This is a genomic window from Mucilaginibacter ximonensis (assembly GCF_042686265.1).
Taxonomy (GTDB): domain Bacteria; phylum Bacteroidota; class Bacteroidia; order Sphingobacteriales; family Sphingobacteriaceae; genus Mucilaginibacter; species Mucilaginibacter ximonensis.
Genome location: NZ_JBHUPD010000001.1, coordinates 1,169,619 through 1,194,640 on the forward strand (window position 1 = coordinate 1,169,619; position 25,022 = coordinate 1,194,640).

The window sequence follows — 25,022 nt, forward strand, 5'->3', positions numbered from 1 at the left end:
TTGGCGGGGTCTCTTTGTTATTTTACTATAAAATCATAGCTACCGGACACAATCTGCAATCCATTAGCGTCAACAGACTTACCATCAAGTACTACATTTTTACCTGCCGGGAATACTATAGTGGCGGTTGAGTTAGCCGGAATAACTACATGATATTGAACTGTTTTACCTTTGCGTTTCCAGTTGGATATGATTTTGCCATAAGGCCCGATATGCTCGGCTTCAAAATGCTCCAAAGTTGAAATAAAAGCCGGCGTCAGCAATACATTTTTAAAGCCCGGACGGTTTGGATCAATCCCGATACCACCAATACCTTTGTAATACCACGCTCCTATTTCGCCAAACATGATATGATTTAACGATAAATCGCTTTTGGCAAATACGTCCCAGTTTTCATAAAGGGAGGTGGCGCCATTTTTGATCCACCAGCCCCATGACGGGTAAGTTTCCTGCGAAGCAATAGCATAGGCCACCTCAGCATAACCATTATCGCTCAATGCGCCCAAAATAGCTTTAGCGCCAAGTATGCCGGCATCCAGATGATTGTTATCTTGCTTAACGCGTTCAGCTAGATTGGCGGCAACTTTAGCTTTCAACTCGTCAGGGCAAACGCCCCAGTAAAGTGGCATACTTAACTCAGTTTGGTAGCCCTGGTCATAAATGCCTGTAGTTGTATTTAAATATTTGGCATTGATTGCGTTTTTAATTTTTGCGGCGATGGCGCTGTATTTAGCCTCATCATCGGTGCGGCCAAACATTTTTGCAGCTTTGGCCAGGATATTAGCATCCGTATAATAATAAATGCTTGATACAAACTCAACCGGCGATTTTGATTTTACAGGCACCCAATCGCCCAGGCCCCAGGTAGTAAGGCCGGTTGGGTAAAGCTCGTCGATATGGTTTACGTAACGTTTTATTGCGTCGTAATTGTCGTTTAGCGTCTTGCTATCGCCGTAAAACTGGTACAGGTTCCAGGGGATGATAGCTACGGTACTTGTCCAATCGGGGCCGTTACCCCATTCATATCCCCAGCCGTTCGACGGGATGATGGAGGACAAGACACCGTTAGGCTGCTGTTCATCGCGATGATCGGCCATCCACTTTTCATAAACGGTTATGCCGTCAAAGCCGTACAAACCGGTTTCGCTGGCTATGTGCGCATCGCCGGTCCAACCGTTCTTTTCGCGCTGGGGGCAATCAGTCGGATAACCAAAAAAGTTAGAAAGGTAAGAAACATTAGTAGCTGCCCAAATCTTGTTGAGTGTAGTGTTTGACGAGTTGATGGTGCCTACCGGCGTCACATCGCTATGCATAAAATAAGCGGTCAGGCTTTCCTTTTTCAAAGTAATCGGCTTATCGCTGGTTACCTCGACATATTGAAACCCTTTGTAGTTGAAACGCGGCATAAAAGTCTCTTCACCTTTTCCGCTCAAAATGAAAATATCCGTCTGAAATGGATCGGTATCGTCTGTAGGGCGATAGTGCACATCTATATTTGATTGATCGGCGTGCCCGTCTTTACCCAGCTTCTCGGCATGTTTTAAGCGAATTATGGTACCGGACTCACCGCTAACTGTAATCTTGCTTACACCGGCAATGTTGCGGCCGATATTGAACAAATAGGTATGGTCATCGAACTTTTTCATATCCACCGCAGGTATGATTTCAATAGCCCTTATAGGCTGCATAGCCTGCGAAACGATGTTGGCCGAAGGCGCCGGGCGGATAATGGTACCATGCCAGTTGCGGCCCTCTTTAAAATCAACAGTACTCCAGCCCGGTTGCTCCAGTCGCGCATCATAATGTTCGGCAGTATAAATGCTGTTAAATATGATAGGGCTTGATGATGATTTCCAGTTCCTGTCAGAAGTAATGGTTTCTACAGTGCCATCCTCATAAGTTATCCTCAGATCCAAGCAAAACGCGGGGCGATTGCGCCAGGGAGCTTTATGAAAATCCCACACCGCGGTACTTTGCATATTATACCAGCCATTGCCCAAAAGCACGCCAATCGCATTTTTTCCTTGCTGCAGCTGCGGAGTAACATCGTAAGTAACATAAAGCGTACGGCGGTCAAAACGGGTATACATAGGGTCAAGACGATGGTTACCTATTTTTTGACCGTTGATATATAACTCGTACAAACCGGCCACCGCAATATAAGCCCGCGCTGACCTAATCTTTTTACCCAAATCAAATACGTTTCTGAAATAGGGTGCTGGTTTTACCTCAGGACCCCTGCCATCGCTTATCCAGGTACCTTTCCAGTTACTTTTCTCCATAAGCCCGGTCTCAAAACTGGTTATCGGCGATACAATCGCTTTACCTTTTTCATCCCAAACCGACACGCGCCAAAAGTATTTCGTGTAAGGTTTCAATGCCTGCCCGTTATAACTTACCAGGTTATCGGCCGATGTTACTTGCTCAGATTTCCAGGCTTCGCCATTGCCGCCGGCTACCGCTGCCGAATCTGTACCAACCACAATCTGATAAGCAGTTTGCGCGGCGCCGTGACGCGGATCATTCATCATCCACGTAAAACGGGGATGTGGGGCATCAATACCAAGGGGATTAATAAGGTATTCGCATTTTAAACCTTCAACAGTTTGGGCTCTAACAGTCGTTGTAAATAAAGCGCTTACCGTAAGAAAGAGGCAAGCTACAGTTTTTAGCGAAACAGGTTTAACAGATAAAATCGGGTTCATTAGCTATATTGGTTGGTAGGGCCAAGATAGAAAATAAACACTGCTTTTAAGCAAAAAATGCCCTTGCGATTTACACAAGGGCATTTCGTAATAAAATTATTACGACTTTATTTTTGAACCGGTTTACCAATTAAATCCATAAACTGATCCAATTTTGGTGTGATGATGATCTGTGTACGACGGTTTTTAGATCTGCCGTCTTCTGTGCTGTTATCTGCAACCGGGTTGTACTCGCCACGGCCGCCGGCGGTCAAACGCTTCGGATCTACCCCATAGGTATTTTGCAGTGACTGAACTACCGACGATGCGCGCAAAGCACTTAAATCCCAGTTGTTACGAATGTTGGTTTGTTTGATAGGTACGTTATCGGTGTTACCTTCAATCAATACATCATAGTCTGAGTAGTCTTTGATAATCTTTGAAATCTTGCTCAATGTTTCGCCGGCTTGGTCTGATATCTCATAGCTACCAGATTTGTATAACATTTTATCAGATAATGAAATATAAACAACACCTTTCAGCACCTGCACATCTACATCTTTCATCTCGGCCTGGCTTAATGAACGCGTTAAATTGTTGGTTAACACCATATTTAACGAGTCGCTTTTACTTTTTGCAGCAATCAGTTCTTTGATGTATCTGTCAGAAGCGTTGATTTGGTCTGCCAATTTTGCGATGTTTACGTTACCCTGGTTGTTACCAGCTAAACATTTGTTAAGCGCGTCTTGTAACGCAGCCCGGTTTGCTTTTTCTGATTCAATTTGCTCTTCCAAGCTTTTAACTCTTGAACGCGAACCTTCAAGCTCACGCTGGGTAAGGTCATAGCTTTGTTTTAATTCTGTTTGTTTAGTCTGTAAGGCATTATAGTTACTTTGCAGCTCGGCATACTTTTTATTGCTTACGCAACTTTGCGTAAGGGCAGCTGCCACAAATAGCAGGGGCAATATAATTTTAGTTTTCATAATAAAAGGGTGTTTATTAACTAATTACCTTTCTTAAACAAAATATAGGCCAAATTGATTTAACTATTATGCGTTTCCCAAACATTAAGTTCAAACACCAACTAAATCGTATAATATTGTTACTTATTATTTACAGCTGCACCATCTGATAATATCTGTAAACCATACAATAATATAATAAAGGGCCCAGTTTTTTGCAGCTTTAGTTTGTAAGTATTGTTTTTAAATCTTTTTAATAGGCATTGCCGTAGTTGATATCCGGCCATTGCCACCAAGCGTTTTACGGGTCAGGCTTTCCACTTTGCCCTTTGCATCGCGGTTAATATACACGCGCGAAACGTTAGGCCCAATGTTGGCATTTAAACCGGTAACAACCAACACATCCGGCTTAACTTCTTTTAGCGGGTAGCTTTCTATAGGTTTACCCGGCTCAACACGGTTCCATAATAATTCGCCCTTAACATAAGTAATGGTTAGGTTACTATTATATTTACCAATTAGTTCGCCGTATTTAGCTTTCATATTAACGGAAGCATTTGCAGCTATGCCTGCGTCGTCCAAAACCCATTGCGCGGCCGCTTTCTGCACCGTATCAGTCGAGTTTTTAAGAATGTCCTGCAATATCAAATTATGAGTTGCAGCAAGAGCGTCTTCTTTACCCGTTTCTACATCAGGTATTACGCCTATACCCTCCCAGCCATGATTATCATGCGGGCCAACCACCATTTTAACCGGTACAAAGGCAACCAGGTTATTTTTTAGCGCCACATTACCTCCTGCAATACCGGCACCCGCGCTGGTATCGCCCACGATAGTGGCGCGCTTAAGCTGTTGCATGGCATAGGCAAATCCTTCTGATGCCGAACCCGTGCCACGGCCCGTCAGAATGTAAACTTTAGCGTCGGGCATATGCCTGCCGGGTACGTATGAGTAGGTCCACTCCTGTTCGTCGCGTTGACGGTCTTTATAAAACCCGTTCAAATAAAACTGCTCGCGACCGGTAGGATAAAAATACGACGCCAAAAAACGGCCCATTTGTCCGGTACCGCCTGGGTTGTGTCTAACATCCAGAATAACATATTTACTGTAAGCACACATGTTCATACTAGCAGCAGCCATATCAAGCGCCTCTTGCGAAGCCAGGAACGGGCCTGGTATTTCAACATAAGCGGTTGAGGTAATGCCGTCTACCTCGACACGTTTAAAGCCGTAATTTGCTCTTTCGTTTGAATTGTCTTCCGATGTTCTGGCGCCGCCTCTACGGCTGCGAGGTTCGGTCATACTTTTATAGCTTTCTTCATTTCGGCTAACGCGCAGGTGTACATCTTTGTGAGTAGCGCGCATATCTGCTGTTAGTTTTGCTGCGAGCTCACTTTCACTTAAATTATGGTAGTGGCCTGCTGCCTCATTTTTAAGCAGGTCTGCCTTGTATTTAGCGCTAATTTCAGGAAACGGGTATACGTCCACCAGTCTGTCGCCAAGCTTGGCAACTATTTCATGAGCATCAGCGTCGCTAACGGTTTGCGCAAAAGTGGGCATGTTACTGCTTAACAGCAATGTGGTTGCGGCACACAACAACCGGCATGTCTGTTTGATAAAAGTGGGTTTCATTAATTGAGTTAAGTTTGAGGTGATTAATTTTCAATCAAATATAAAAGTCTGTGCAACAAAACGCTCTTTGTATAAAGTAACTTGATTGATACAACCCTTTCATATATATACCAATATCTCTTTCTATTTTTGTTAAGCATTCATTATCTAATTATTAACTATCAAAAACTTCAGAATTTATACAAAATTTCTTTCGGATTTTTATGGCGCAATAAATTCTTTAATAACCAGATCAACACCCTCTAAAATGAAGTCATTATACTTTAAATCTATTTCTTCAGGCAGGATGCTGGGTACAGCGGCTTTGCTAACGCTTGGCTTGTGTACACAAGCACAAACTCCGGGCAAAACCAAAATTCCCGGACAAACCTTGTTGCCCAACGGATGGAAACTTAGTCCCGCGGGGCGGCAGTTAGAAGTGGGCGATTTGCCGCTCAACCTTCAAATAAGCGCCAGCGGCAAATTCATGGCGGTGAGTAACAACGGGCAAAGCACACAATCTGTACAGCTAATTGATCCGCGCAGCGAAAAACTGCTGGATACCCGTGAGCTTAAAAAATCATGGTATGGCTTGTCATTTAGCCATGACGAGCGCCACCTTTACGTTGCCGGCGGGTATGATGCCATGATTTTCGACTTTCATATTACCGCTAATGGTCTTGGCGAAGCAGATACTATACGGTTAGGTAAACCGACGGCAAAAAAACCTATTTGCCCTACCGGTTTGGCTGTTGATAAAACCAATACCAACTTATACGCGGTAACCAAGGAAGACAGCACCCTATACATCATTAACCCTGCAAATTACAGCATCACCAAAAAGGTGCACATACCGGGCAACGCTTACAGCTGTTTACTATCGGCCGACGAGAAAAGTTTATATATTTCTTTATGGGAAAAAGCGGCAGTTGCGCGCTATGATATCGCCGCAGGCAAAGTTACCGCCGTTATACCAACCGGCGATCACCCTAACGAATTGCTGCTGAATAAAAAAGCAACTTACCTGTTTGTAGCTAACGCGAATGACAACACAGTGTCGGTTATCCAAACTGCTACCGGCAAAGTGGTCGAGACTATTTCGACTGCCTTATACCCGACCAAACTGGCAGGCTCGACCACCAACGGCCTGGCACTATCGGCGGATGAAAAGACGCTTTACATTGCTAATGCCGACAACAACTGTCTGGCAGTATTTGATGTAACCACCCCCGGTAACAGCAAAAGCATTGGTTTTATACCGGTTGGCTGGTACCCAACCAACGTAAAAGTACTGGGTAATAAAATTATCGTAGCCAATGGTAAAGGCCTTACCTCAAAAGCTAACCCGGGCGGCCCGCAGCCTTTTCAAAAAGAAAATAATGTGGGCGAACATGTAGGCCAGATTGGTAAAAGCAAAGTAGAATATATTGGCGGTTTATTTATCGGCACGGTATCATTTATTGATGCGCCTAAGCCCGAACAAATGAAGATTTATACCAAACAGGTTTATGCCAACACGCCGTTTACCCAAAAAGGTATTATAAACGCCAAAGGCGAAGAAGGTAATCCTATCCCGCACCGTCTGGGCGATAAATCGCCAATCAAATATGTATTTTACATTATCAAAGAAAACCGCACGTACGACCAGGTTTTAGGTGATATGACCAAAGGCAACGGCGATACTTCGCTTTGTATTTTCGGCAAAAACATTACCCCTAACCAACATGCTTTGGCTAACCAGTTTGTGTTGCTTGATAATTTTTATGTGGATGCCGAAGTAAGCGAGGACGGCCACAACTGGAGCATGGGCGCTTACGCTACGGATATCATCGAAAAAACCTGGCCTACCAACTATAGCAATCGCGGTCCATCGTACAATGGCCCGGCAACGGGTACCCGCGACGGTTATATATGGGATGCCTGCAAACGCGCAGGTGTTACCTACCGTAGCTATGGCGAATTTGGTGCATATGGCAAAGCTCAGCTTAAATCATTGCAGGGACATATGGGGCCTCATTCGCCGGGCTTCAACTTAAAGATCAAAGACCAGGTGCGTGCCGATGCCTGGATACATGACTTCGACTCGTTGATGAATATAAATGCGGTGCCACAATTAAGCACCCTGCGTATCAGCGACGATCACACCAGCGGCCAAAAAATTGGCGAATATTCGCCAATTGCAGCCGTTGCAGACAATGACCTTGCTGTAGGCCGCATTGTTGAGCACTTATCGCAAAGCCCTATCTGGAAGGAATCGGTGGTATTTATTTTGGAGGATGACGCCCAGGCCGGCCCTGACCATGTCGATGCGCACCGCTCTCCGGTTTACGTAGCCGGGCCTTTTGTAAAGCGCGGGCAGGTTATTCACAGCATGTATTCAACTACCGGCGTAGAGCGAACTATTGAGCTTATTCTGGGTTTACAGCCCATGAGCCAGTATGACGCCGCAGCGGTGCCATTCTTTGAGTGTTTTACAAGCAAGGCTGATGTAACGCCGTTTAAAGTTATACCAGCACATGTAGATATAGACCAACGCAATATTGCCGTTAATAAAAGCAGCAAACGCTCGGAGTATTTTAACCTGGCTAATGAAGATCAGGTGCCCGACAGGGATATGAATGAGGTGATATGGAAATATTTTAAAGGCGAAGACGCCGTAATGCCCGCGCCTAAGCGTAGCGCCTTTGTAATGCTTGAGAAGAAAAGAAAAGACGACGATGACTAATTCGCGTCACTAGATACTACAAAGCCTGACCGTTTGGCCGGGCTTTGTAGTTTAATTTATTGCTGAAACTGGTGTTGAAGACAAACTACGCCCGAGCTGAATACATGCGTTTTCAGAAGCTTCAATGAGTGCCTTTCTTTAATACCTTTAAACACCGGTATTCCATCACCTAACAATACCGGATTAACAAAAAGCCAGCATTCGTCTACCAAATTTTCTGCCAGCAAGGCATGGGCCGTGGTGGGGCTGCCAAATAATAAAATCTCGCCGTGCGTTTCTTCCTTTAATTTACGCAGAGCTACCGCATAGTCCGTTCCTATTACCGTCGTGTTGGTAAATGCTGTCTGGTTTAACGTAGTTGACAACACTACCTTATGCGCGTTCTTGTACCAGGCCGAATGCACCTTATCATGTTTACTTGCATCGGGCTTATCGGCTGCTGTAGGCCAGTAGCTTTCCATCATCTCAAACGTAACCCGCCCGTATAAGGCGGTATTGGTTTGTGCGATCCTTTGCTCTACAAAATCAAAAATTTCCTGATCTACACGGATCCAGTTCATCTCGCCTTTGGTACCGGCAGCAAAGCCGTCAAGCGACTGATGCATGAATAATACTATTTTTCCCATAAATGGTTATTGTTTGTTGCTTAGTTTACGACACGAATCTAAGACAAATAGATTCAATAAAACTTGGGCAAAAATGACAAACAGCAGGGGCATTCAGGACAAATGCAGTTAACTAAACCCGCCATTGTCAATATAGTGTACATACACTGTATATGAACCGATAATTTAATAGCCACATAATATTAAGTGCGCAGCCCAATGTTACTTTTAAGTAATTACTTTAAAAGCAACTAATTATGGAATCAACAGCAAATGCATTAAACTGGTTTGAGATACCGGTTGATGAAATTGAACGCGCACAAGACTTTTACGAAGGCATTTTCGAGATGGAAATGACCCCCATGCAGGAAATGCCGGGAATGAAAATGGTAGGCTTCCCTATCGACATGGAAAGCGGCAAGGTTGGAGGCAGCCTGGTTGAAAGCGACAACCACTACCCGTCTGAAGATGGCGCCGTAATTTACCTGAACGCTAACCCCGACATGCAGATTATCCTTGACCGTGTGGAAGACCTGGGCGGTGAGATCATCATGCAACGCACCCAAATAAGCCCCGAAATTGGCTACATGGCTTTTATTTTAGATACCGAAGGCAACAAAATCGGCCTGCATTCAAATAATTAAGTATCTCTTTTTTTAATGGTTTGAAGCGCCTCGGGTTGTGATGATTCGGGGCGTTTTTGTGTTGAAGGGAAATTACAAGCTTCAGACAGCGCGGTAAAATTTAAGATGGAAATTATCTGGCGCATACGTCAGCTTGTGGCTTTTCATCGTTGGCACAAGCGGACGCTTGCGCCAGATTGGGGAGAAAGTACAGAGCTGCAAATCAATCCACTAGCTTCAGAGCGGCGTTTAGCTCATGTTCAAATTGTTCTACCGGCATGGGTGTGTACGGAAAGGATTTATACCTGACAATTCGATTTTTATCGATTACATAAAACTGGCAAACATCTCCGGAGCTATAATTATCAGCAGTATAATAAAAACTGGAATTTGAGTTTTGATCTTGATGATAATTATCCATCAGCACCTTAAAACTTAAGTTATTTTTTGTTAAAAATTCATTGATTCTTTGAATACGTAATGGCCTGCCATTGGCTTCATCCTGTTCTGATACGCGCCCTTTATCAATCGCTAAAAATACAACCGGGCTTCCTGAATATTCCTTTACTATTTTATTAAAGTAATTGTTAAAGTCGTTGCGCTGCGTGTTGTTGTAATACGTAGAGAAAAAATAGAGTATCAAAGGTTTCTCTTTAAAATCGGTAAGTGATATTGTTTTACCATAAATATCTTGTAACGAAAAATTTATAGCAGGCACATTGAGTTTTCCATATTCGGGCAATACATATTTTTCTTGCCCCTTTTTCATCAGCGACTGGAAATAATTAGTGTAGCCATCTATCAGGCCGTTTTCTTTAACATAGGCCTCTTGCAAAAATTTTTTAATTTCTACTGATACCTGATCGTTTTCAATATATTTGGATGCAGCATCAAGAGCGGCTTTATTTTCGCCCGTATCCATCAGGTATTGCAGATAATGCGCCTTTATTTCAACATTGTTACTCGCCATTTTCATGGCTATGTTCAGGCAATTAATGGCCTGCTTAATGTTACCTAATTTGTACTGTATCTGCGCAGCAAGATCAAAATAATCGCCCGTAGTATTTATTACCATTTGGCTCCATTGTTTTTTATCAAAGACATAGTAAGGCATTGGTTGAAATTTTTCCAAAGCAATAGCTCGCTCAATATATTTCTCGGCCAAATGAAAGTCGGACGAGCTACTGTTTAACATGGCACGGACAACACTAACATAAAAATCTTTTTGCATGTATTTGAACCTGATTTCATCTACATAACGCTCAGCATTATTAATATCACCTTCCGCAAATAGCATATACGCAACAGTAGTGTAAATACGATCAAACTTTCCTTCGGCCACAAACTTTGGATACTTGATTTCCATAGCTGTCAGTTCGGTTAAGAAATTACCCGCAGGTATTTTGTTTTTAATCAAATCGACTGATTCTTTATTGAAGGCTGCTATATTTTTATCCTGAACAACTGCTATCTGATCGCTTTGCTTTTGACTGATATATGGTTTTCCATTTTTTGTGACGTTAAATATAAATTCTTCTGTAGTGTCGCGCTCATTGCGGGTTTTTATATCTATTGATGATGTGGAGTCGGGTATAATAAACGAGCCGGTAGTGGTTGTGCCATTGTATTTGGCGTCGAGCGTTTTCCATCTCAAATGATCATTAACTTTGTAGTACATGCTTAAACGCGGGTCTATCTTTTTGGAGAAGGCCCCGGAATAGACGAAATGAATTTCATGCCCAACTTCAAGCTTATCAGTGTTTAATTGAAAGGCCGCATATTTCTGGGCAAATGCTGAGATTGACAAAGCAAATAAAAAGATAAGTAATGCGGTTAGGTATTTCATGGTTAGCTTAGGTTAGTCGGTACCTTAACTATACTAAGTTAATATAAGTTACTGAATGCAACAAACGCTACCTTTGTTACACGGTTGTCGCAAGCCTCCTCGCTTGTGGTAATACAATTTGCCGCTTAACCACAAGCGGACACGCTTGCGGTAACGTACTAACAACTTTATCAAAGGTGTTTCACTCAAAAGTGTTTCACCCAAAAATAGCTAACATCCCAAAAAACACATAAAAAATTACTAATCAGTTAGTTAAGTAAGTTTACCTAAACTATTTGTACTGTTTCAAAGTGTTTCACCTCACATAATTAAAAACCTAATTTACAGCACTTTAATCTAAAACGGTGTTTCAAAGTGTTTCATATTTTAGGCGGAACAGTACACGCTCATGCCGTAGCCTCGTACAAATGTGCCAAACTTCCCTACTTCTGTATAAATTCTCGTGAGGCGGCCACGCTAACTTTGTCTTAGTTATTTAAACACAAACAAAATGGCAAAGACAATTTTTATTACCGGCGCTTCACGAGGCTTCGGTAAATTATGGGCCGAGGCGCTTTTGCAACGCGGCGATAAGGTAGCAGCTACAGCCCGCGATTTAAGTGCGCTTAACGACCTGGTAAACAAATATGGCGACAACGTACTGCCCCTGCAACTTAACGTAAACGACCGCGAAGCCGGCATCGCTGCTATCGCGAAAGCAAAACAACACTTTGGAAGCATAGACGTGCTGATCAATAACGCAGGTTACGGTTTGTTCGGCACTGTTGAGGAGACTACCGAGCAAGAGGCCCGCGAACAAATGGAAACCAATTTCTTTGGTTTGTTATGGTTAACCCAGGCGGTATTGCCAGTAATGCGCGAGCAAGGGCATGGCCACATCATCCAGCTATCCAGCGTATTGGGTCTGGTAACCCTGCCTGTGCTGGGCTTATACAATGCTTCAAAATTTGCCGTCGAGGGCTTGAGCGAAACCCTGGCGACAGAGGTTAAAGGTTTCGGCATTAACGTCACGCTGGTTGAACCAAATGGTTTCGCAACCGACTGGAGCGGCGCGTCGGCCACACAAACTACGGCAATGCCTGAGTATGATGCCGTACGCGCAGCTTTCCAGGAAGGTGTAAGCGGCGATATCTGGGGAGTGCCTGAAGCTACCACCCCGGCAGTACTAAAACTGATTGACAGCGAGAACCCGCCGCTGCGTTTGTTCCTGGGTAGTATGGCTTATCCTTGGGTTAAACAAGTAAATGAAGGTCGGTACGCCGAATGGGATAAATGGGCCGAAGTTTCGACCGCAGCACACGGTAAATAATTTACCCGCTTATTTAATGGTTTAATACTGACAAATCTACACCGGCTTTTGGTGTAGATTTGTCTTATACTTCAATCAATGCGTTATGCAACATTATAAAAGTTTAGCAGAGATGAACCGTGCTAACGGTTTCCCACCGCCTGAGCATCCGCTGCTGAGCGTGTACCGTTGTACGCAAACCTGCGGCATGGGCGAGCGCGCCTTCACTTCTGATTTTTATATGATAGGCTTTAAAAAGCTGCGCTCGGGCAGTATTTTGTATGGCCGCACCAAATATGATCACGACACCGGCAGCATGATGTTTGTAAAGCCCCGCCAGATCATTGAGTTTAAAAATCCCGAATTTGAGGAAGATGCCTTCATTATTTTTATTCATGAAGATTTTCTGAGCGGACATAACCTGCATGAGGATATCACCAGATATTCATTCTTTGAATATGAAACCAATGAGGCCCTGCATGTATCCCCGCGCGAAGAAAAAATCATTTGGGATCTGTTTTTCAGCATCGAAGCCGAATATAAGGACAACCCCGACGAGTACAGCCGCGACATTATCCTGACGCATATTGACTCTATGCTGCGCTACGCGCAACGTTTCTACAAGCGCCAGTTTATTAACCGGGCCGAGCTATCAGGCAAAACGGTATCAAAATTCAGCGAGGCGCTGAACACTTATTTTAAAAATGGCTCATTACTAACTTCAGGTTTGCCAACGGTTACCGCATTGGCCAATCAGCTAAATTTATCAACCCGTTATCTGAGCGATTTGTTGAAACAGGAGACCGGCAAAACGGCTATTGAGCTTATCCATATCCACCTCATCAACGAAGCTAAGAACCGCTTAAAAGGTGAAGATCGTAGTGTTTCAGAAATAGCCTACCTGCTGGGGTTTGAAAATCTACCCTATTTTTCAAGGCTATTTAAAAAAGAGACAGGCATCAGTCCAAATCAATTCAGAAAACAGATATTGAATTAGACAGCGGCAGGCTTTCCTTTTCGGTATAAAATGCACTATCTTCATTTTTAAATTCAATTGTAATGAAGATAAAAAAAGCATTGATCGTCACCGCTTTATTAGGGTCGTTTATGTTAGGCTATGGCTTTCACAGCCTTACCAAATCAGAGCAGCTGGGTCCGCGGGCAACAGGCATAGGCGGCATATTTTTTAAATGTAAAGATCCAAAGGCGCTCAAGCAATGGTATGCCGATAACCTGCATATGCAAGTAGTAGCAACAGGTGCAACCTTCGCCTGGCGCGAGGATGCAGACAGTAAAAAAAAAGGTATAACGCTATGGACGCCCTTCCGCGAAACTACGACCTACTTTGCTCCTTCCGACAAGCAATTTATGATCAATTACCGCGTGGTAGGGCTTAACGCCTTACTGGCCAATATGAAAGCCAAAGGTATTTCGCCGGTTGATTCGGTCGAAAAAACCAGCTATGGCGATTTTGTACATGTAATGGACCCTGAGGGTAATAAGATAGAGCTTTGGGAGAGCAAATAATGCTATAATATGCTGATATTCGAACCATGAAGAATATCCTGCTGCTTGCTGCGTTTTTGTGCTTTAACACGCTCGCTATTGCTCAAAAAGTTGTCGAGCCATCTACACAGGCGCATCCCGAATGGTCAAAACCTTACCCGCCGTTTCAAATTGTGGGTAATCTGTACTATGTAGGCACTTATGATCTGGCTTGTTACCTCATCACCACACCGAAAGGCCATATCCTGATCAACACAGGTCTGGCCGCATCTGCGCCAGCTATTAAAACAAGCATTCAAAAGCTGGGCTTTAAATTTTCGGACATTAAAATACTGCTCACCACCCAGGCGCATTTTGACCATATGGGTGGGATGGCTGCTATTAAAAAACTAACTCATGCTAAATTAATGGTTGATGCCGGGGACGTAGGTGTAGTTGAAGACGGCGGTAAGTCTGACTATGCTATGGGTGCCGGGGATTGTGTTTTTGAACCGGTAAAAGTGGACAGAATATTAAAAAATAACGATGTCATTAAACTGGGCGGTATGCAAATCATCATGCTACATCATCCTGGCCACACCAAGGGTTCATGTAGTTTTTTGTTTGACATGGCTGATAACACCCGTAGCTACAAAGTACTCATTGCCAACTTACCCACCATTATTACCGATAAGAAATTTTCTGAGGTTTCGGTCTATCCAACCATAGCGCAAGATTATGCTTACACTTTAAAAGCCATGAAGGGTTTAAAGTTTGATATCTGGCTCGCCTCACATGCAAGTCAGTTTGGGTTGGCGCGCAAACATCATCCGGGCGATAAATATAACCCTGCTGCTTTTATTGACAGAAAAGGTTATGATGCGCAGCTGAATGAAATGCAAAAAGCTTACGATTTAAAGGTGAAGCAAGATAAACTATCGCACTAATAACCGCTGAAAATCCAAACTGTCACCTTTAAAGGCATCAAAATCAGTTACATGGTTAATACCGTTTATAGTGGCAATATCTGAGTGTTGCCAAAACCACCAACCGGTGCTTTTTGGCAATTGCAGCTCTTCCTGGTAGTAATGGGCTATCCACAAAGGGTAACCATCAAAATATCCTTTAAGATAGTCCTGGTAATACCTTATGCCTGTGTAAATTATAGGCTTAACCCCGGTTGTGCTTTCCACTTTTTTAATGAAGGCTTTAAGCTCCTGCCGCATTTTGTCCGGGGCTACCCCGTCTAATACTTCAATGTCTACCACAGGCGGCAGATCGCCGCTTTCAAGCTTAACATTTTGCAGGAAGAAACGCGCCTGCCACAACCCGTCTTTTTTTGGGCGGAAGAAATGATAGGCACCGCAAGTAATCCCCGCTTTAGCAGCCTCGCGCCAGTTACGTTTAAAATAGGGATCGACTTTAAGCAAACCCTCCGTTGCCTTAATAAACGCAAAGCGGATGCGCACACTATCCTCTTCCATGGCTGCCACCTTGGGCCAGTTTATTTTACCTTGTGCGTAAGATACGTCGATACCATGCCATTTATAATTTGTTGGTATGGGGATACCAAAACTATGATAAGTGCGATAATTGGGCGACGATCCCATATCCGTGACCCAGCGCCAGGTAGAGCTGAACAGTTTAAGCACATAGCCATAATACAAAGGTGATAAGATAACGAGTAACAAAACCGCTAACAACCATCTGAGTGTTTTCTTCGCGCCACTGCCTGCAGGCTTCTTCTTTTTGGAGGCCGGTTTCTTCCTGGCCGGGACACGCCTGGTAATGGTTGGGGCTTTGTATTTGTGCTGCGCGCGATTCACTTTGCGAAGATACAATTTGACGCCGGTTTTATATCGCGTAAGCAAACAGCGCGATACCGAAAAATATGTTCGATATCGAACATATTTTAAAATCAAATTTCATATAAATACCTAATTTACAACAATTTAAGTTTGGTACAACCATTGCAAAGTTGTCGTCAAAATACTTTGTATGGATATAGAAATTACGCAAGAAGTTAAAAATCAAAAACGCCGCCGGTTGGTCATTATAATCGCCATAGCCGTCACGATTTTGGCAGGATTGTTCTGGCTTATAAACCTTTGGCTTAACTCCAGCATATCGCGCAGCGAATTTACTACGGCGCGCGTCGAGGTTGGCAATGTCGAAAACACCATTAACGCAAGCGGCGAAGTTTTGCCCGAGTTTGAAGAGATTATCACCAGCCCTATCAATGGCTCGATAAAAAGTGTGACCAGCGATGCCGGTGCAAAAGTAAAACCGGGTCAGCCAATATTGGAACTGGACAAGTCGGCCTCAGAAACCGAATACGACAAACTAAAATTTCAACTGGAAGATAAACGTAATGAGATAGCCAAACTAAAGCTCGACCTTGATAAAAGCTTTTATGACATCAAGGCTAACAACGATATTAAACAACTCAAAATAGGCGACCTTACAAATGCTGTTGAAAACGCCAAACGATTGTACAAAGCCGGCGGTGGTACCCGCGAGGATATTGAACAGGCCGAGCTGAACCTGAAAGTGGCCAACGTTGAAAAAGCACAATTGGAGAACGAGGTGCGCAACAAACAAAAAACCATGCTGCTGGAGGAAAAGGAAGCCGAACTGGCCGCCAGCATTCAGCAAAGCGATCTGAAACAGCTTGAACATAAACTGAAACTGGCCAACGTGTCGGCTACGCGTAACGGCGTTATCACCTACGTTAATAAAAACATTGGTGCGAATGTTAAAGAAGGCGAAACGCTGTTACGCATTGCCGACCTGAGCAGTTTTAAAATAAGCGGCAGCTTGTCTGATAACTATATTGACCAGTTGCACAATGGCATGCCGGTTATTGTAAAAATCAATGACACTCAGCTGCAGGGCCATGTCTCCAACATATCACCCTCTGTACAAAATAACCTGGTAAGTTTTGATGTTCAGCTAAATGACCGTGCGAATAAGCAGTTGCGCCCTAATTTAAAGGTTGATGTGTATTTGGTTACCGCAGTGCACAACAAGGTAATGCGCGTAGCTAATGGCGCGGCGTTTAAAGGCGCCAGTCCGCAGGATGTATTTGTGTTGGATGGCGATGGTGCTCAGCGCCGCAGCGTTCATACAGGTCTTAGCAATTTTGATTATATCGAGTTGCAGGACGGCGTTAAACCGGGCGATATAGTAATCACTTCAGACATGAGCAGCTATAAAAACACTAAGCGTATTAAGATCACTAATTAAGCCCCTGAGACCATGAAACGTATCTATTTTACACTTTTCCTGATCTTTGCTAACGCGATGTTTTGCCTGGCGCAAAGCGACACTTTAAGGCTGTCGCTGAGCGATGTGGTAGAGCTGGCCAAGGGTGGTTCTATCGAATCAAAACAAGCCACTACTACTCGTGAAACCAAGTACTGGCAATGGCGGTCGTTTAAATCAAATTATGCGCCGCAGCTGTCGCTGAGCGGCACTTTGCCTGGCTATAGCAAAACCAACCAGCAGGTTATACAACCAGACGGCACAGTACTTTTTCAGCCTATACATTACGACAACTCTCAACTTACTTTAAATTTCAGCCAAAGTATCACCGCTACCGGGGCCACCATTTATGGTATGAGCCAGCTGCAGCGTTTTGATGATATGGATCGGCATAATATCCTGTATAACGGTGTGCCTTATGCTATTGGCATCAGCCAGCCACTTGGGCAGTTTAACAGCCTGAAATGGGATAAAAAGATCCAGCCCCTGCTTTATAATGAAAGTAAACAAGCTTACATGGAAGCCAAAGAGCAAATTGCCATTAAAGCAACTGGCTACTTCTTTGACCTGCTGCTGGCACAGGTAAATCTGCAAATAGCCGAGACGAATTATAGCAATACCTCTAACATCCTGAAAATCGCTAACACCAAATTTGAGATGGGCAAGGTAAGCCGCAACGAGCTGCTGCAATTACAGCTAGAACTTTTGAATGCACGCAAGGCTGCCGGGGCTGCGCGCCGCGACCTGGAAGTAGCTTCACTGACCCTGCGCAGCTATATCGGGCAAGATGGAAATCAACCCATAAAATTGGTTACGCCGCAAACGGTGGGCGAACTAAAAATTTCTGCGGATAGTGTATTGACGCAGGCTTACGCCAACCGATCGGACGCTATTGGTTTTGTACGCCGTATTACCGAAGCCAGGCGCGATGTAGCTTTGGCTCGGGGACAGACAGGTTTGACAGCCTCGTTAACGGCAAACCTTGGTTATTCAAATAGCGCCCGTAACATTCCGGATGTATATAAATCGCCGCAAAACCAGCAACTTCTGCAGTTAACTTTCAGTATTCCGGTATTAGATTGGGGACGCTCGAAAGCTAAGATAAAAACAGCCGAGGCAAACGAGCAACTAACTACCTACACCGTTGAGCAGGATAAGCAGAACTTTAAACAACAAATCATCACCCAGGTAACCTTATTCGACCAGATGAAAGAGCAAGTGGGCCTGAGCGCCGAAGCCGATAGTATTGCCGGCGAAAAATATAAAATAGCGAAAGAACGCTATATCTTAGGCAATACGGGCATCACTGATCTGAGCATTGCCTTCGAGGAAAACGACCAGGCCAAGCGCGACCACGTAACCGCCCTGCGCGATCTTTGGGGAGCCTATTACCAACTGCGCTACCTATCGCTCTACGACTTTGAGAACCAGAAAAAAATAATCTATAAATAAACCCTAAAAATATATCAGCAAATATGATAAGCTTACAAAACATTGAAAAAGTATATCGCACCGATACAGTTGAGACCCTGGCGCTAAACAGCATCAGCCTGGACGTTGCCAAAGGCGAGTTTCTGTCAATCATGGGTCCCTCGGGATGTGGCAAAAGTACCCTGTTAAATATTATGGGTTTATTGGATGCACCCAGCAAAGGTGTAGTGAACATTGCAGGCCAGCAAACCGGCAGTCTTAATGATAAAAGCCTGGCTGCGTTTCGCAATAAAACATTGGGTTTTATCTTTCAGAGCTACCATTTGATTAATGACCTGCAGGTAATTGACAATGTCGAGCTGCCGCTACTATACCGTAATATATCGGCCAGGGAGCGACGCGAACTAGCCGCAGAGGCCCTGGCAAAAGTGGGGCTGGCCAATCGTATGAAGCATTTCCCTACTCAGCTTTCAGGCGGGCAAAGGCAACGTGTAGCCATAGCACGCGCTATTGTAGGCCGACCGGAAATTATACTGGCGGATGAGCCTACTGGTAACCTGGACAGCGCTATGGGTAATGAGATCATGGACATACTTATGCAGCTTAATCAGCAGGACGGGACTACCATTGTCATGGTAACGCACGACGAATATATGGCCGGTAAGACACACCGCCTGGTGCGATTATTCGACGGCTCGCAGGTTCAATAATAATTAACCTAAATTATTTACAACAATGCTTAAAAACTACTTTAAAATAGCCATAGCCGTACTTAAACGAAGGAAGTTCTTTACGTTTATCAGCTTGTTTGGCATTAGCTTCACGCTTACCATATTAATGGTATTAACCGCTTTTATGGATAACGTGATTAACCCCACCTATCCTGACTTAAAACGCGACCGCTCGCTGTACATTGGCCGGGTTGAAATACGCAATACCAAACTGGGCTGGCGAAATACATCTTCCCCTTCTTTTTACTTTTTGACCCGCTATGCCGGCAGTATGAAAACGCCGGTAAATATGGCCATATCATCTAACACAAGTTCATCTAACGCCTACGTTGGCGACAAAAAAATTGTGATGGAGATTAAATATACCAACGCAGCATTTTGGGACGTAGCCGATTTCGAATTCACCGAAGGTAAGCCTTATGATAAAGCGCAGATAGAGCAGTCACAACATCTGGCAGTTATCACTGAAAAAACCAAGGCAAACTATTTTGGCGACGAGCGCAGTGTAGTAGGTAAATACATCGAGGCCGACAATATTAAATATCGGGTTATTGGTGTAGTTAAAAATCCACCTATAACCAGTAGCACCTACTATGCCAGCATGTATCTGCCGTATACGCTAACTAAGGGCAATTATAAAGATACCGGCAACATGGGAGAATTCGGTGCCGTTCTGTTAGCTAAGTCAACTGCCGATGTCCCTAAAATGCAGAAAGAGTATGATCAGATAGTCACAAAAATTCCAACCGGCGATAAAAATATGGACGAGTTGTTTAGTAGCGCCGATACTTATTTCAAAGAGAAGGTCAGAGGCCTGTATGGCAACGGCCCCAGTTCAGGTTTTAGTCACTTTTCCATTCTGTTTGGCGCCGCTATCTTCCTGTTCATGTTGTTACCTACAATTAATCTGGTAAACATCAATATCACCCGCATTATGGAACGCTCGTCAGAAATTGGGGTGCGCAAAGCCTTTGGGGCATCGTCAAAAACTTTGGTGTATCAATTCATTATTGAAAATTTGATTCTGACAGGTATTGGTGGGCTTTTAGGCGTTTTGTTATCGACGCTGGCGCTTTACTTCATTAACCAGTCTGATTTCTTAGATGGCCTGCATTTAACCTTGAATTTCACCATACTTTTTTATGGGCTTATAGCCTGTTTAGTGTTTGGTATTTTATCGGGTGTTTATCCGGCCTGGCGCATGTCAAAACTGGCTATAGTAAAGGCCCTGAAGGCACAGTAGATCAATTTTATCACTCTTTATAAAAAATATTATGTTCAAGCATTTATTTAAACTGATCTGGAACAAGAAAAAGCAAAATTCCCTGCTGATAACCGAAATGCTGGTTTCATTTATGGTGATGTTTGTTGTGTTCTCCATGGTCGTTAATTTTTACAATAATTATAAAATCCCCATGGGGTTTGAATACAAACAAGCATGGTTAATAAATGTCAATAATCCACCTAAGTTTAACAATATTGACTCATCGCGCATGTATTACCGAAACCTGCGCAATGTTTTAATGTCAATGCCACAAATTGTAGAAGTAAGTTATTCTAGTGGTAACACGCCATTTACCGGCAGTATGATGAGTACGGCCTATACCTACAAAGGTAAAAAATATGATAATGTTAACTTTTATAGAGTTGACGATCATTATAAAGACGCCTTTAAAATGAACGTTTTAGAAGGTCGTTGGTTCGGCAAACAGGATGAAGCAGACGCTTATGAACCTGTGGTGATCAATCATACACTTAAAGAAAAAATATTTGGAAACGGCGACGCGATTGGTAAAAGCTTAGATGATTATGATGGTAAGCCAACAAAAAACAGGATAATTGGCGTTGTTGCCGATTTAAAATATCATGGCGATTTCAGAACGACTGAAAGCGGTTTGTATAACAGGCCTGATAGCAGTTTTTATAAATACGTAAGCCGAATAATTGTAAAAGTTGCCCCGTCTGCCGACGCCGCTTTTGAGGGCAAACTATATAAAACAGTGGCAGGTATGATGAAGCAGTCATCAATTGATATAGAACATTTCACCCAAAAACGCGACAACACAAACAAAGAAGCACTGACACCAATAATCATTTTGATCATACTCGCCACTTTCCTGATCATCAATGTGGCGCTAGGCTTGTTTGGCGTACTCTGGTATAACATCAACAAGCGCCGGGGCGAGATAGGCCTGCGTCGCGCTGTTGGGGCAACGGGCGGTTCTGTATCATGGCAAATTGTGACTGAATCAATGGTACTGGCAACTCTTTCGCTCATCATCGGGACATTCTTCGCAGCGCAGTTCCCGGTGCTAAATTTGTTTGATTTGCCGGCTGGGGTTTATATCGCAGCTATTATTTTGTCCATCCTGTTTATTTATGTGCTGGTGCTTCTATGCTCGCTTTATCCTGGCAAGCAAGCTGCGGCAGTGTATCCGGCGGTCGCCTTGCATGAGGAATAATATAACACCGTACTTGAATTTTTTAAAGAACAATCAATCCAAACAATATGAAACCAAAAATTTTAATTGCACTATGTATACTTTTCGGCGTAGCCTTGATTGGCAACCGGATGAAAGCACAGACAAAAACAGGCAACATCTCCATCAGTGTATCTGAAGATGAAAAGACCTATGAGTTCTCGGCCAAATTTGATGCAGAAAAAATGCCTAAAGTATTAGGTTATATGGATGACCATTTGAAGGGCGCCGGCATATCTTTTAAAAACACCCAGGCCGATGCCGACCTGACTTTAGATAACAAAATGATCTTCCACATGAAGTCGTCGCCGGGAAAACTTGCGTTTAAATTCGATAAACGAAAAAATTCTGCCGAATTTTATAGGCAGTTTAAAGCGATGTGCGAAGGACTCAGGGATTTAATCCAACAAAAATAAATGATACTGGTTATTGATGACGATATTGCAGTACGCGCCTCGCTTTGCCTGTTATTGCAGAGCGAGGGTCATACTGCTGCCCAGGCCGGCGGGCCGGCCGAAGCGCTGGCCATCATCAAAAAAAAACAGCCTGAGCTTATTATTCTCGACCTCAATTTTTCTATAGATACCTCGGGCGATGAAGGCATGGCGCTACTGGGCAAAATCAAACAGCAGAGCCCCAACACACCTGTTATTTTATTGACCGGCTGGGGCAGTATTGACCTGGCCGTTCGTGGTATGAAACTAGGCGCAAACGATTTTATAAATAAACCCTGGAACAATGATTACCTGCTGCAAAGCGTTAAGACCCTAATAGACCTGCAAGGCCAAAAAACCGTAAGCCATACCCGCAAACAGCTTGACAGCAAATACAATTTTCAGCACATTATCGGTCAGGACGCCAAAATGATGGATATACTGGAGACCATTGGCCGTGTGGCAGCTACTGATGCCTCAGTACTAATCATGGGCGAAAGCGGTACAGGTAAAGAATTGATAGCCGAAGCCATACATCAAAACAGTCAAAGACGCAACCGCCCTTTTGTTAAGGTTAACCTTGGCGGTATATCAACCTCTCTATTTGAAAGCGAGATGTTTGGCCACGTACGCGGGGCCTTTACCGATGCCCGTTTTGACCGCACCGGCCGTTTTGAAATAGCTAACAAAGGCACTATATTTTTAGATGAAATTGGCGAACTCGATGCAAGCAGCCAGGTAAAATTATTGCGCGTATTGCAAGATCGTACGTACGAGGTGCTGGGTAGTAGCCGTACCAAATCGGTCGATGTCCGGGTGGTTTGCGCCACCAATAAAAACCTGAACGAAATGGTGGCGCACCATAGTTTTCGCGAAGACTTGTTGTATCGCATTAACCTGATCACCATTTATCTGCCGCCGCTGCGCGACAGGCCTAAGGATATACCATTGCTGGTTGATTTCTTTATTGGTAACTTAAAAGAGATTTATAATCGCCCCAAATTATTTGTCGCGCCTGCAGCCATGAAGTGGTTACAGGCTTTGCCTTTGCCGGGCAATATCCGCCAGTTAAAAAATTTAGTAGAGCGATCGGTACTGGTGAGCAGAAATGATGAATTGACTATCGACGATCTGCGTTCGCAACTGGATATATCGCCGGCTAAAAGCGGTAAGTCGCATTTACCGGGCGTGGGTGCCTTAACTTTGGAAGAAATGGAAATAGGCATGATCAGAAAAGCGATGGAATTTCATCAAAACCGTATTGCCAAAGCCGCCCGCTCTTTGGGAATAACACGCAGCGCGCTATACCGCCGGTTAGAAAAATATCAGATACCATACGATGAAACTGAGGACTAAGTACATTGCCTTTGTAGCCATTTTACATATTGCTGCACTGGCAATGAGCTGGGTTATTTTTAATCAGAATCGCATTTTTTTTATTATTGCCGAAGCTGTTATCATCATATCTGTTATTATCTCGTGGAACCTATATCGCGAGCTTTTACGACCCTTACGTTCCATGATGCAGGGTATTGAGGCCATCAGGGATCAGGATTTCAACGTTAAATTTGTACATACAGGTAAGTATGAGGTTGACCGGCTTATTGGAGTTTATAATGATATGATAGACCATCTGCGTACCGAACGTACCAAGCAGGAAGAGCAACATTTTTTTCTCGAGAAGCTGGTACATACATCGCCCTCAGGCATTATTATTTTAGACCATGACAACTGCATTCAACAAATAAATCCAAAGGCAGCCGATATGCTGCAGATCGATGTACGTTTGTTAATGCGTCAGCCGGTAAGTAGTCTGCCAGAGGTATTTGCCAAAACAATTGGCGAGCTTAAATCGGGCGAATCAAAAACAATTAAAATAAAAGGGGCAACTACCTGCAAAATAAATTGTTCACAATTTATCGACCGGGGGTTTGCCCGCAATTTTGTGGTGATCGAAGAGCTTACGGCCGAGCTTTTAGCAGCCGAGAAAAACGTCTATGGTAAGGTAATACGCATGATGGCTCACGAAGTAAACAATACCATCGGGCCGGTAAACTCAATCATCAATACAGCATTAAACACACCAATATTGTGGCAAGCTAACGATCTGAATATGCTTAAAGATGCCATGCGTATAGCTGCCGATCGTAATCAGAATCTTAACGTGTTTATGCGCAACTTCGCCGACCTTGTCAAGCTGCCACCGCCTAATAAAAAGCAGATCGACCTTTGCCTTACTGCTCAGAACGTTGTACAATTAATGCAACTACCTGCCGAGGAAAAAAAGGTTGCCATAAGTACAGATCTGCCCCGGCAAAAAATGATGGTGATGGCAGATGAGCAGCAATTGGAACAGGTACTTATCAATGTTATAAAAAATGCTATTGAAGCCACCGAAAATAATGGCAAGGTACATATCACCATCGATGCTCAAAAAAGGCTATTAACCATAACCGATGACGGCAAAGGTATAAGCGCCGAGCAAAGTGCTCATTTATTTACCCCGTTTTATACCACTAAGTCCGATGGGCAAGGCATAGGCTTGACCTTAGTTAGGGAGATATTAACGAATCACGGTTTTGATTTTTCTTTGAGGACAATAGTCCCGAATGAAACTGTTTTCAAAATCGATATGACAAAAAAAAAGCGATAGTTACCTGACATGTGTAACCTCTCAAATAAAAAAAAGCACACGACGCCCTGGGACGATGTGCGCTTTTTTAAACTAACTACTATTAACTGTATATAAAGAACGAGTAGTGTCCGCGGGGGATGCTGTAGCCGTTGTCACCGCCGCGGATATCTTAACATTGCCGCAGACCGGGATGGCCGCAGCTGAATTTCAAACTATCT

21 protein-coding genes are annotated in these 25,022 nt (G+C 43.7%); 14 read left to right on the forward strand and 7 right to left on the reverse strand.

From position 1 onward, the window contains the following. Window positions 1-17: 17 nt before the first annotated feature. The 3 genes from ACFS5N_RS05280 to ACFS5N_RS05290 all read right to left on the reverse strand — a co-directional run bounded on the left by ACFS5N_RS05280 (window position 18) and on the right by ACFS5N_RS05290 (window position 5,278). Window positions 18-2,705: an alpha-L-rhamnosidase gene (locus tag ACFS5N_RS05280; protein WP_377182968.1), complete on the reverse strand. Its 2,688-nt coding sequence runs from the start codon at window positions 2,703-2,705 to the stop codon at window positions 18-20. 107 nt (window positions 2,706-2,812) lie between these two features. After that, a complete protein-coding gene (locus ACFS5N_RS05285; RefSeq protein ID WP_377182970.1) occupies window positions 2,813-3,667 on the reverse strand; it encodes an OmpA family protein in 855 nt (284 codons plus the stop codon). Between the two features lie 222 nt (window positions 3,668-3,889). Continuing rightward, a complete protein-coding gene (locus tag ACFS5N_RS05290) occupies window positions 3,890-5,278 on the reverse strand; it encodes a S41 family peptidase (protein ID WP_377182972.1) in 1,389 nt (462 codons plus the stop codon). A 247-nt stretch (window positions 5,279-5,525) separates the two neighbouring features. On the opposite strand from ACFS5N_RS05290, the gene ACFS5N_RS05295 reads away from it, so the two are divergent. Continuing rightward, a complete protein-coding gene (locus tag ACFS5N_RS05295) occupies window positions 5,526-7,982 on the forward strand; it encodes a bifunctional YncE family protein/alkaline phosphatase family protein (protein ID WP_377182974.1) in 2,457 nt (818 codons plus the stop codon). Between the two features lie 56 nt (window positions 7,983-8,038). Here the strand turns inward: ACFS5N_RS05295 and ACFS5N_RS05300 are convergent, their stop codons facing one another. After that, window positions 8,039-8,608, reverse strand: coding sequence for a dihydrofolate reductase family protein (locus ACFS5N_RS05300; RefSeq protein WP_377182976.1), 570 nt, complete (start codon window positions 8,606-8,608; stop codon window positions 8,039-8,041). Window positions 8,609-8,844: 236 nt separating this feature from the next. Here ACFS5N_RS05300 and ACFS5N_RS05305 point away from each other — a divergent pair, with 236 nt between their 5' ends. After that, window positions 8,845-9,231: a VOC family protein gene (locus ACFS5N_RS05305; protein ID WP_377182978.1), complete on the forward strand. Its 387-nt coding sequence runs from the start codon at window positions 8,845-8,847 to the stop codon at window positions 9,229-9,231. Here ACFS5N_RS05305 and ACFS5N_RS05310 read toward each other — a convergent pair. Both ACFS5N_RS05310 and ACFS5N_RS05315 read right to left on the reverse strand, forming a co-directional pair. Further along, window positions 9,228-9,356: a hypothetical protein gene (locus ACFS5N_RS05310; RefSeq protein ID WP_377182980.1), complete on the reverse strand. Its 129-nt coding sequence runs from the start codon at window positions 9,354-9,356 to the stop codon at window positions 9,228-9,230. The two genes, ACFS5N_RS05305 and ACFS5N_RS05310, sit on opposite strands and share 4 nt — an antisense overlap. Window positions 9,357-9,433: 77 nt before the next feature. Beyond that, entirely contained in the window at window positions 9,434-11,056 is a 1,623-nt protein-coding gene (locus ACFS5N_RS05315; RefSeq protein ID WP_377182982.1) for a redoxin domain-containing protein, read from the reverse strand. Between the two features lie 490 nt (window positions 11,057-11,546). On the opposite strand from ACFS5N_RS05315, the gene ACFS5N_RS05320 reads away from it, so the two are divergent. The 4 genes from ACFS5N_RS05320 (at window position 11,547) to bla (ending at window position 14,776) form a co-directional block, all read left to right on the forward strand. Then, entirely contained in the window at window positions 11,547-12,365 is an 819-nt protein-coding gene (locus ACFS5N_RS05320; RefSeq protein WP_377182984.1) for an SDR family NAD(P)-dependent oxidoreductase, read from the forward strand. A gap of 85 nt (window positions 12,366-12,450) precedes the next feature. Then, a complete protein-coding gene (locus ACFS5N_RS05325; RefSeq protein ID WP_377182985.1) occupies window positions 12,451-13,341 on the forward strand; it encodes a helix-turn-helix domain-containing protein in 891 nt (296 codons plus the stop codon). Between the two features lie 62 nt (window positions 13,342-13,403). Then, on the forward strand, window positions 13,404-13,871 hold the full coding sequence (locus tag ACFS5N_RS05330; RefSeq protein ID WP_377182987.1) for a VOC family protein: 468 nt from the start codon (window positions 13,404-13,406) through the stop codon (window positions 13,869-13,871). A gap of 26 nt (window positions 13,872-13,897) precedes the next feature. After that, window positions 13,898-14,776 carry a subclass B3 metallo-beta-lactamase gene (gene bla, locus ACFS5N_RS05335; protein WP_377182989.1) on the forward strand — a complete coding sequence of 293 codons (879 nt, stop codon included), beginning with the start codon at window positions 13,898-13,900 and terminating at the stop codon, window positions 14,774-14,776. Here the strand turns inward: bla and ACFS5N_RS05340 are convergent. Beyond that, window positions 14,765-15,655, reverse strand: coding sequence for a glycoside hydrolase family 25 protein (locus ACFS5N_RS05340; protein ID WP_377182991.1), 891 nt, complete (start codon window positions 15,653-15,655; stop codon window positions 14,765-14,767). The genes bla and ACFS5N_RS05340 overlap by 12 nt on opposite strands. Before the next feature lie 172 nt (window positions 15,656-15,827). Here ACFS5N_RS05340 and ACFS5N_RS05345 point away from each other — a divergent pair, with 172 nt between their 5' ends. The 8 genes from ACFS5N_RS05345 to ACFS5N_RS05380 are packed head-to-tail and all read left to right on the forward strand — an operon-like array spanning window position 15,828 to window position 24,822. Beyond that, the gene (locus ACFS5N_RS05345) at window positions 15,828-17,075 is read left to right on the forward strand and encodes an efflux RND transporter periplasmic adaptor subunit (protein WP_377182993.1); all 1,248 of its coding nucleotides are present in this window, start codon (window positions 15,828-15,830) and stop codon (window positions 17,073-17,075) included. Between the two features lie 12 nt (window positions 17,076-17,087). Next, window positions 17,088-18,545 carry a TolC family protein gene (locus ACFS5N_RS05350; RefSeq protein WP_377182995.1) on the forward strand — a complete coding sequence of 486 codons (1,458 nt, stop codon included), beginning with the start codon at window positions 17,088-17,090 and terminating at the stop codon, window positions 18,543-18,545. Window positions 18,546-18,568: 23 nt separating this feature from the next. Then, the gene (locus ACFS5N_RS05355; RefSeq protein WP_377182997.1) at window positions 18,569-19,234 is read left to right on the forward strand and encodes an ABC transporter ATP-binding protein; all 666 of its coding nucleotides are present in this window, start codon (window positions 18,569-18,571) and stop codon (window positions 19,232-19,234) included. 25 nt (window positions 19,235-19,259) lie between these two features. Further along, window positions 19,260-20,498, forward strand: a complete 1,239-nt coding sequence (locus ACFS5N_RS05360; RefSeq protein ID WP_377182999.1) for an ABC transporter permease — start codon at window positions 19,260-19,262, stop codon at window positions 20,496-20,498. Window positions 20,499-20,529: 31 nt separating this feature from the next. Continuing rightward, window positions 20,530-21,717: an ABC transporter permease gene (locus ACFS5N_RS05365; RefSeq protein ID WP_377183001.1), complete on the forward strand. Its 1,188-nt coding sequence runs from the start codon at window positions 20,530-20,532 to the stop codon at window positions 21,715-21,717. Between the two features lie 47 nt (window positions 21,718-21,764). Beyond that, on the forward strand, window positions 21,765-22,151 hold the full coding sequence (locus ACFS5N_RS05370) for a hypothetical protein (RefSeq protein WP_377183003.1): 387 nt from the start codon (window positions 21,765-21,767) through the stop codon (window positions 22,149-22,151). Further along, the gene (locus ACFS5N_RS05375) at window positions 22,152-23,525 is read left to right on the forward strand and encodes a sigma-54-dependent transcriptional regulator (RefSeq protein ID WP_377183005.1); all 1,374 of its coding nucleotides are present in this window, start codon (window positions 22,152-22,154) and stop codon (window positions 23,523-23,525) included. Next, complete coding sequence (locus ACFS5N_RS05380) at window positions 23,509-24,822, forward strand: sensor histidine kinase (protein ID WP_377183007.1); 1,314 nt, start codon at window positions 23,509-23,511, stop codon at window positions 24,820-24,822. The genes ACFS5N_RS05375 and ACFS5N_RS05380 overlap by 17 nt, the downstream gene beginning before the upstream one ends. Window positions 24,823-25,022 lie beyond the last annotated feature (200 nt).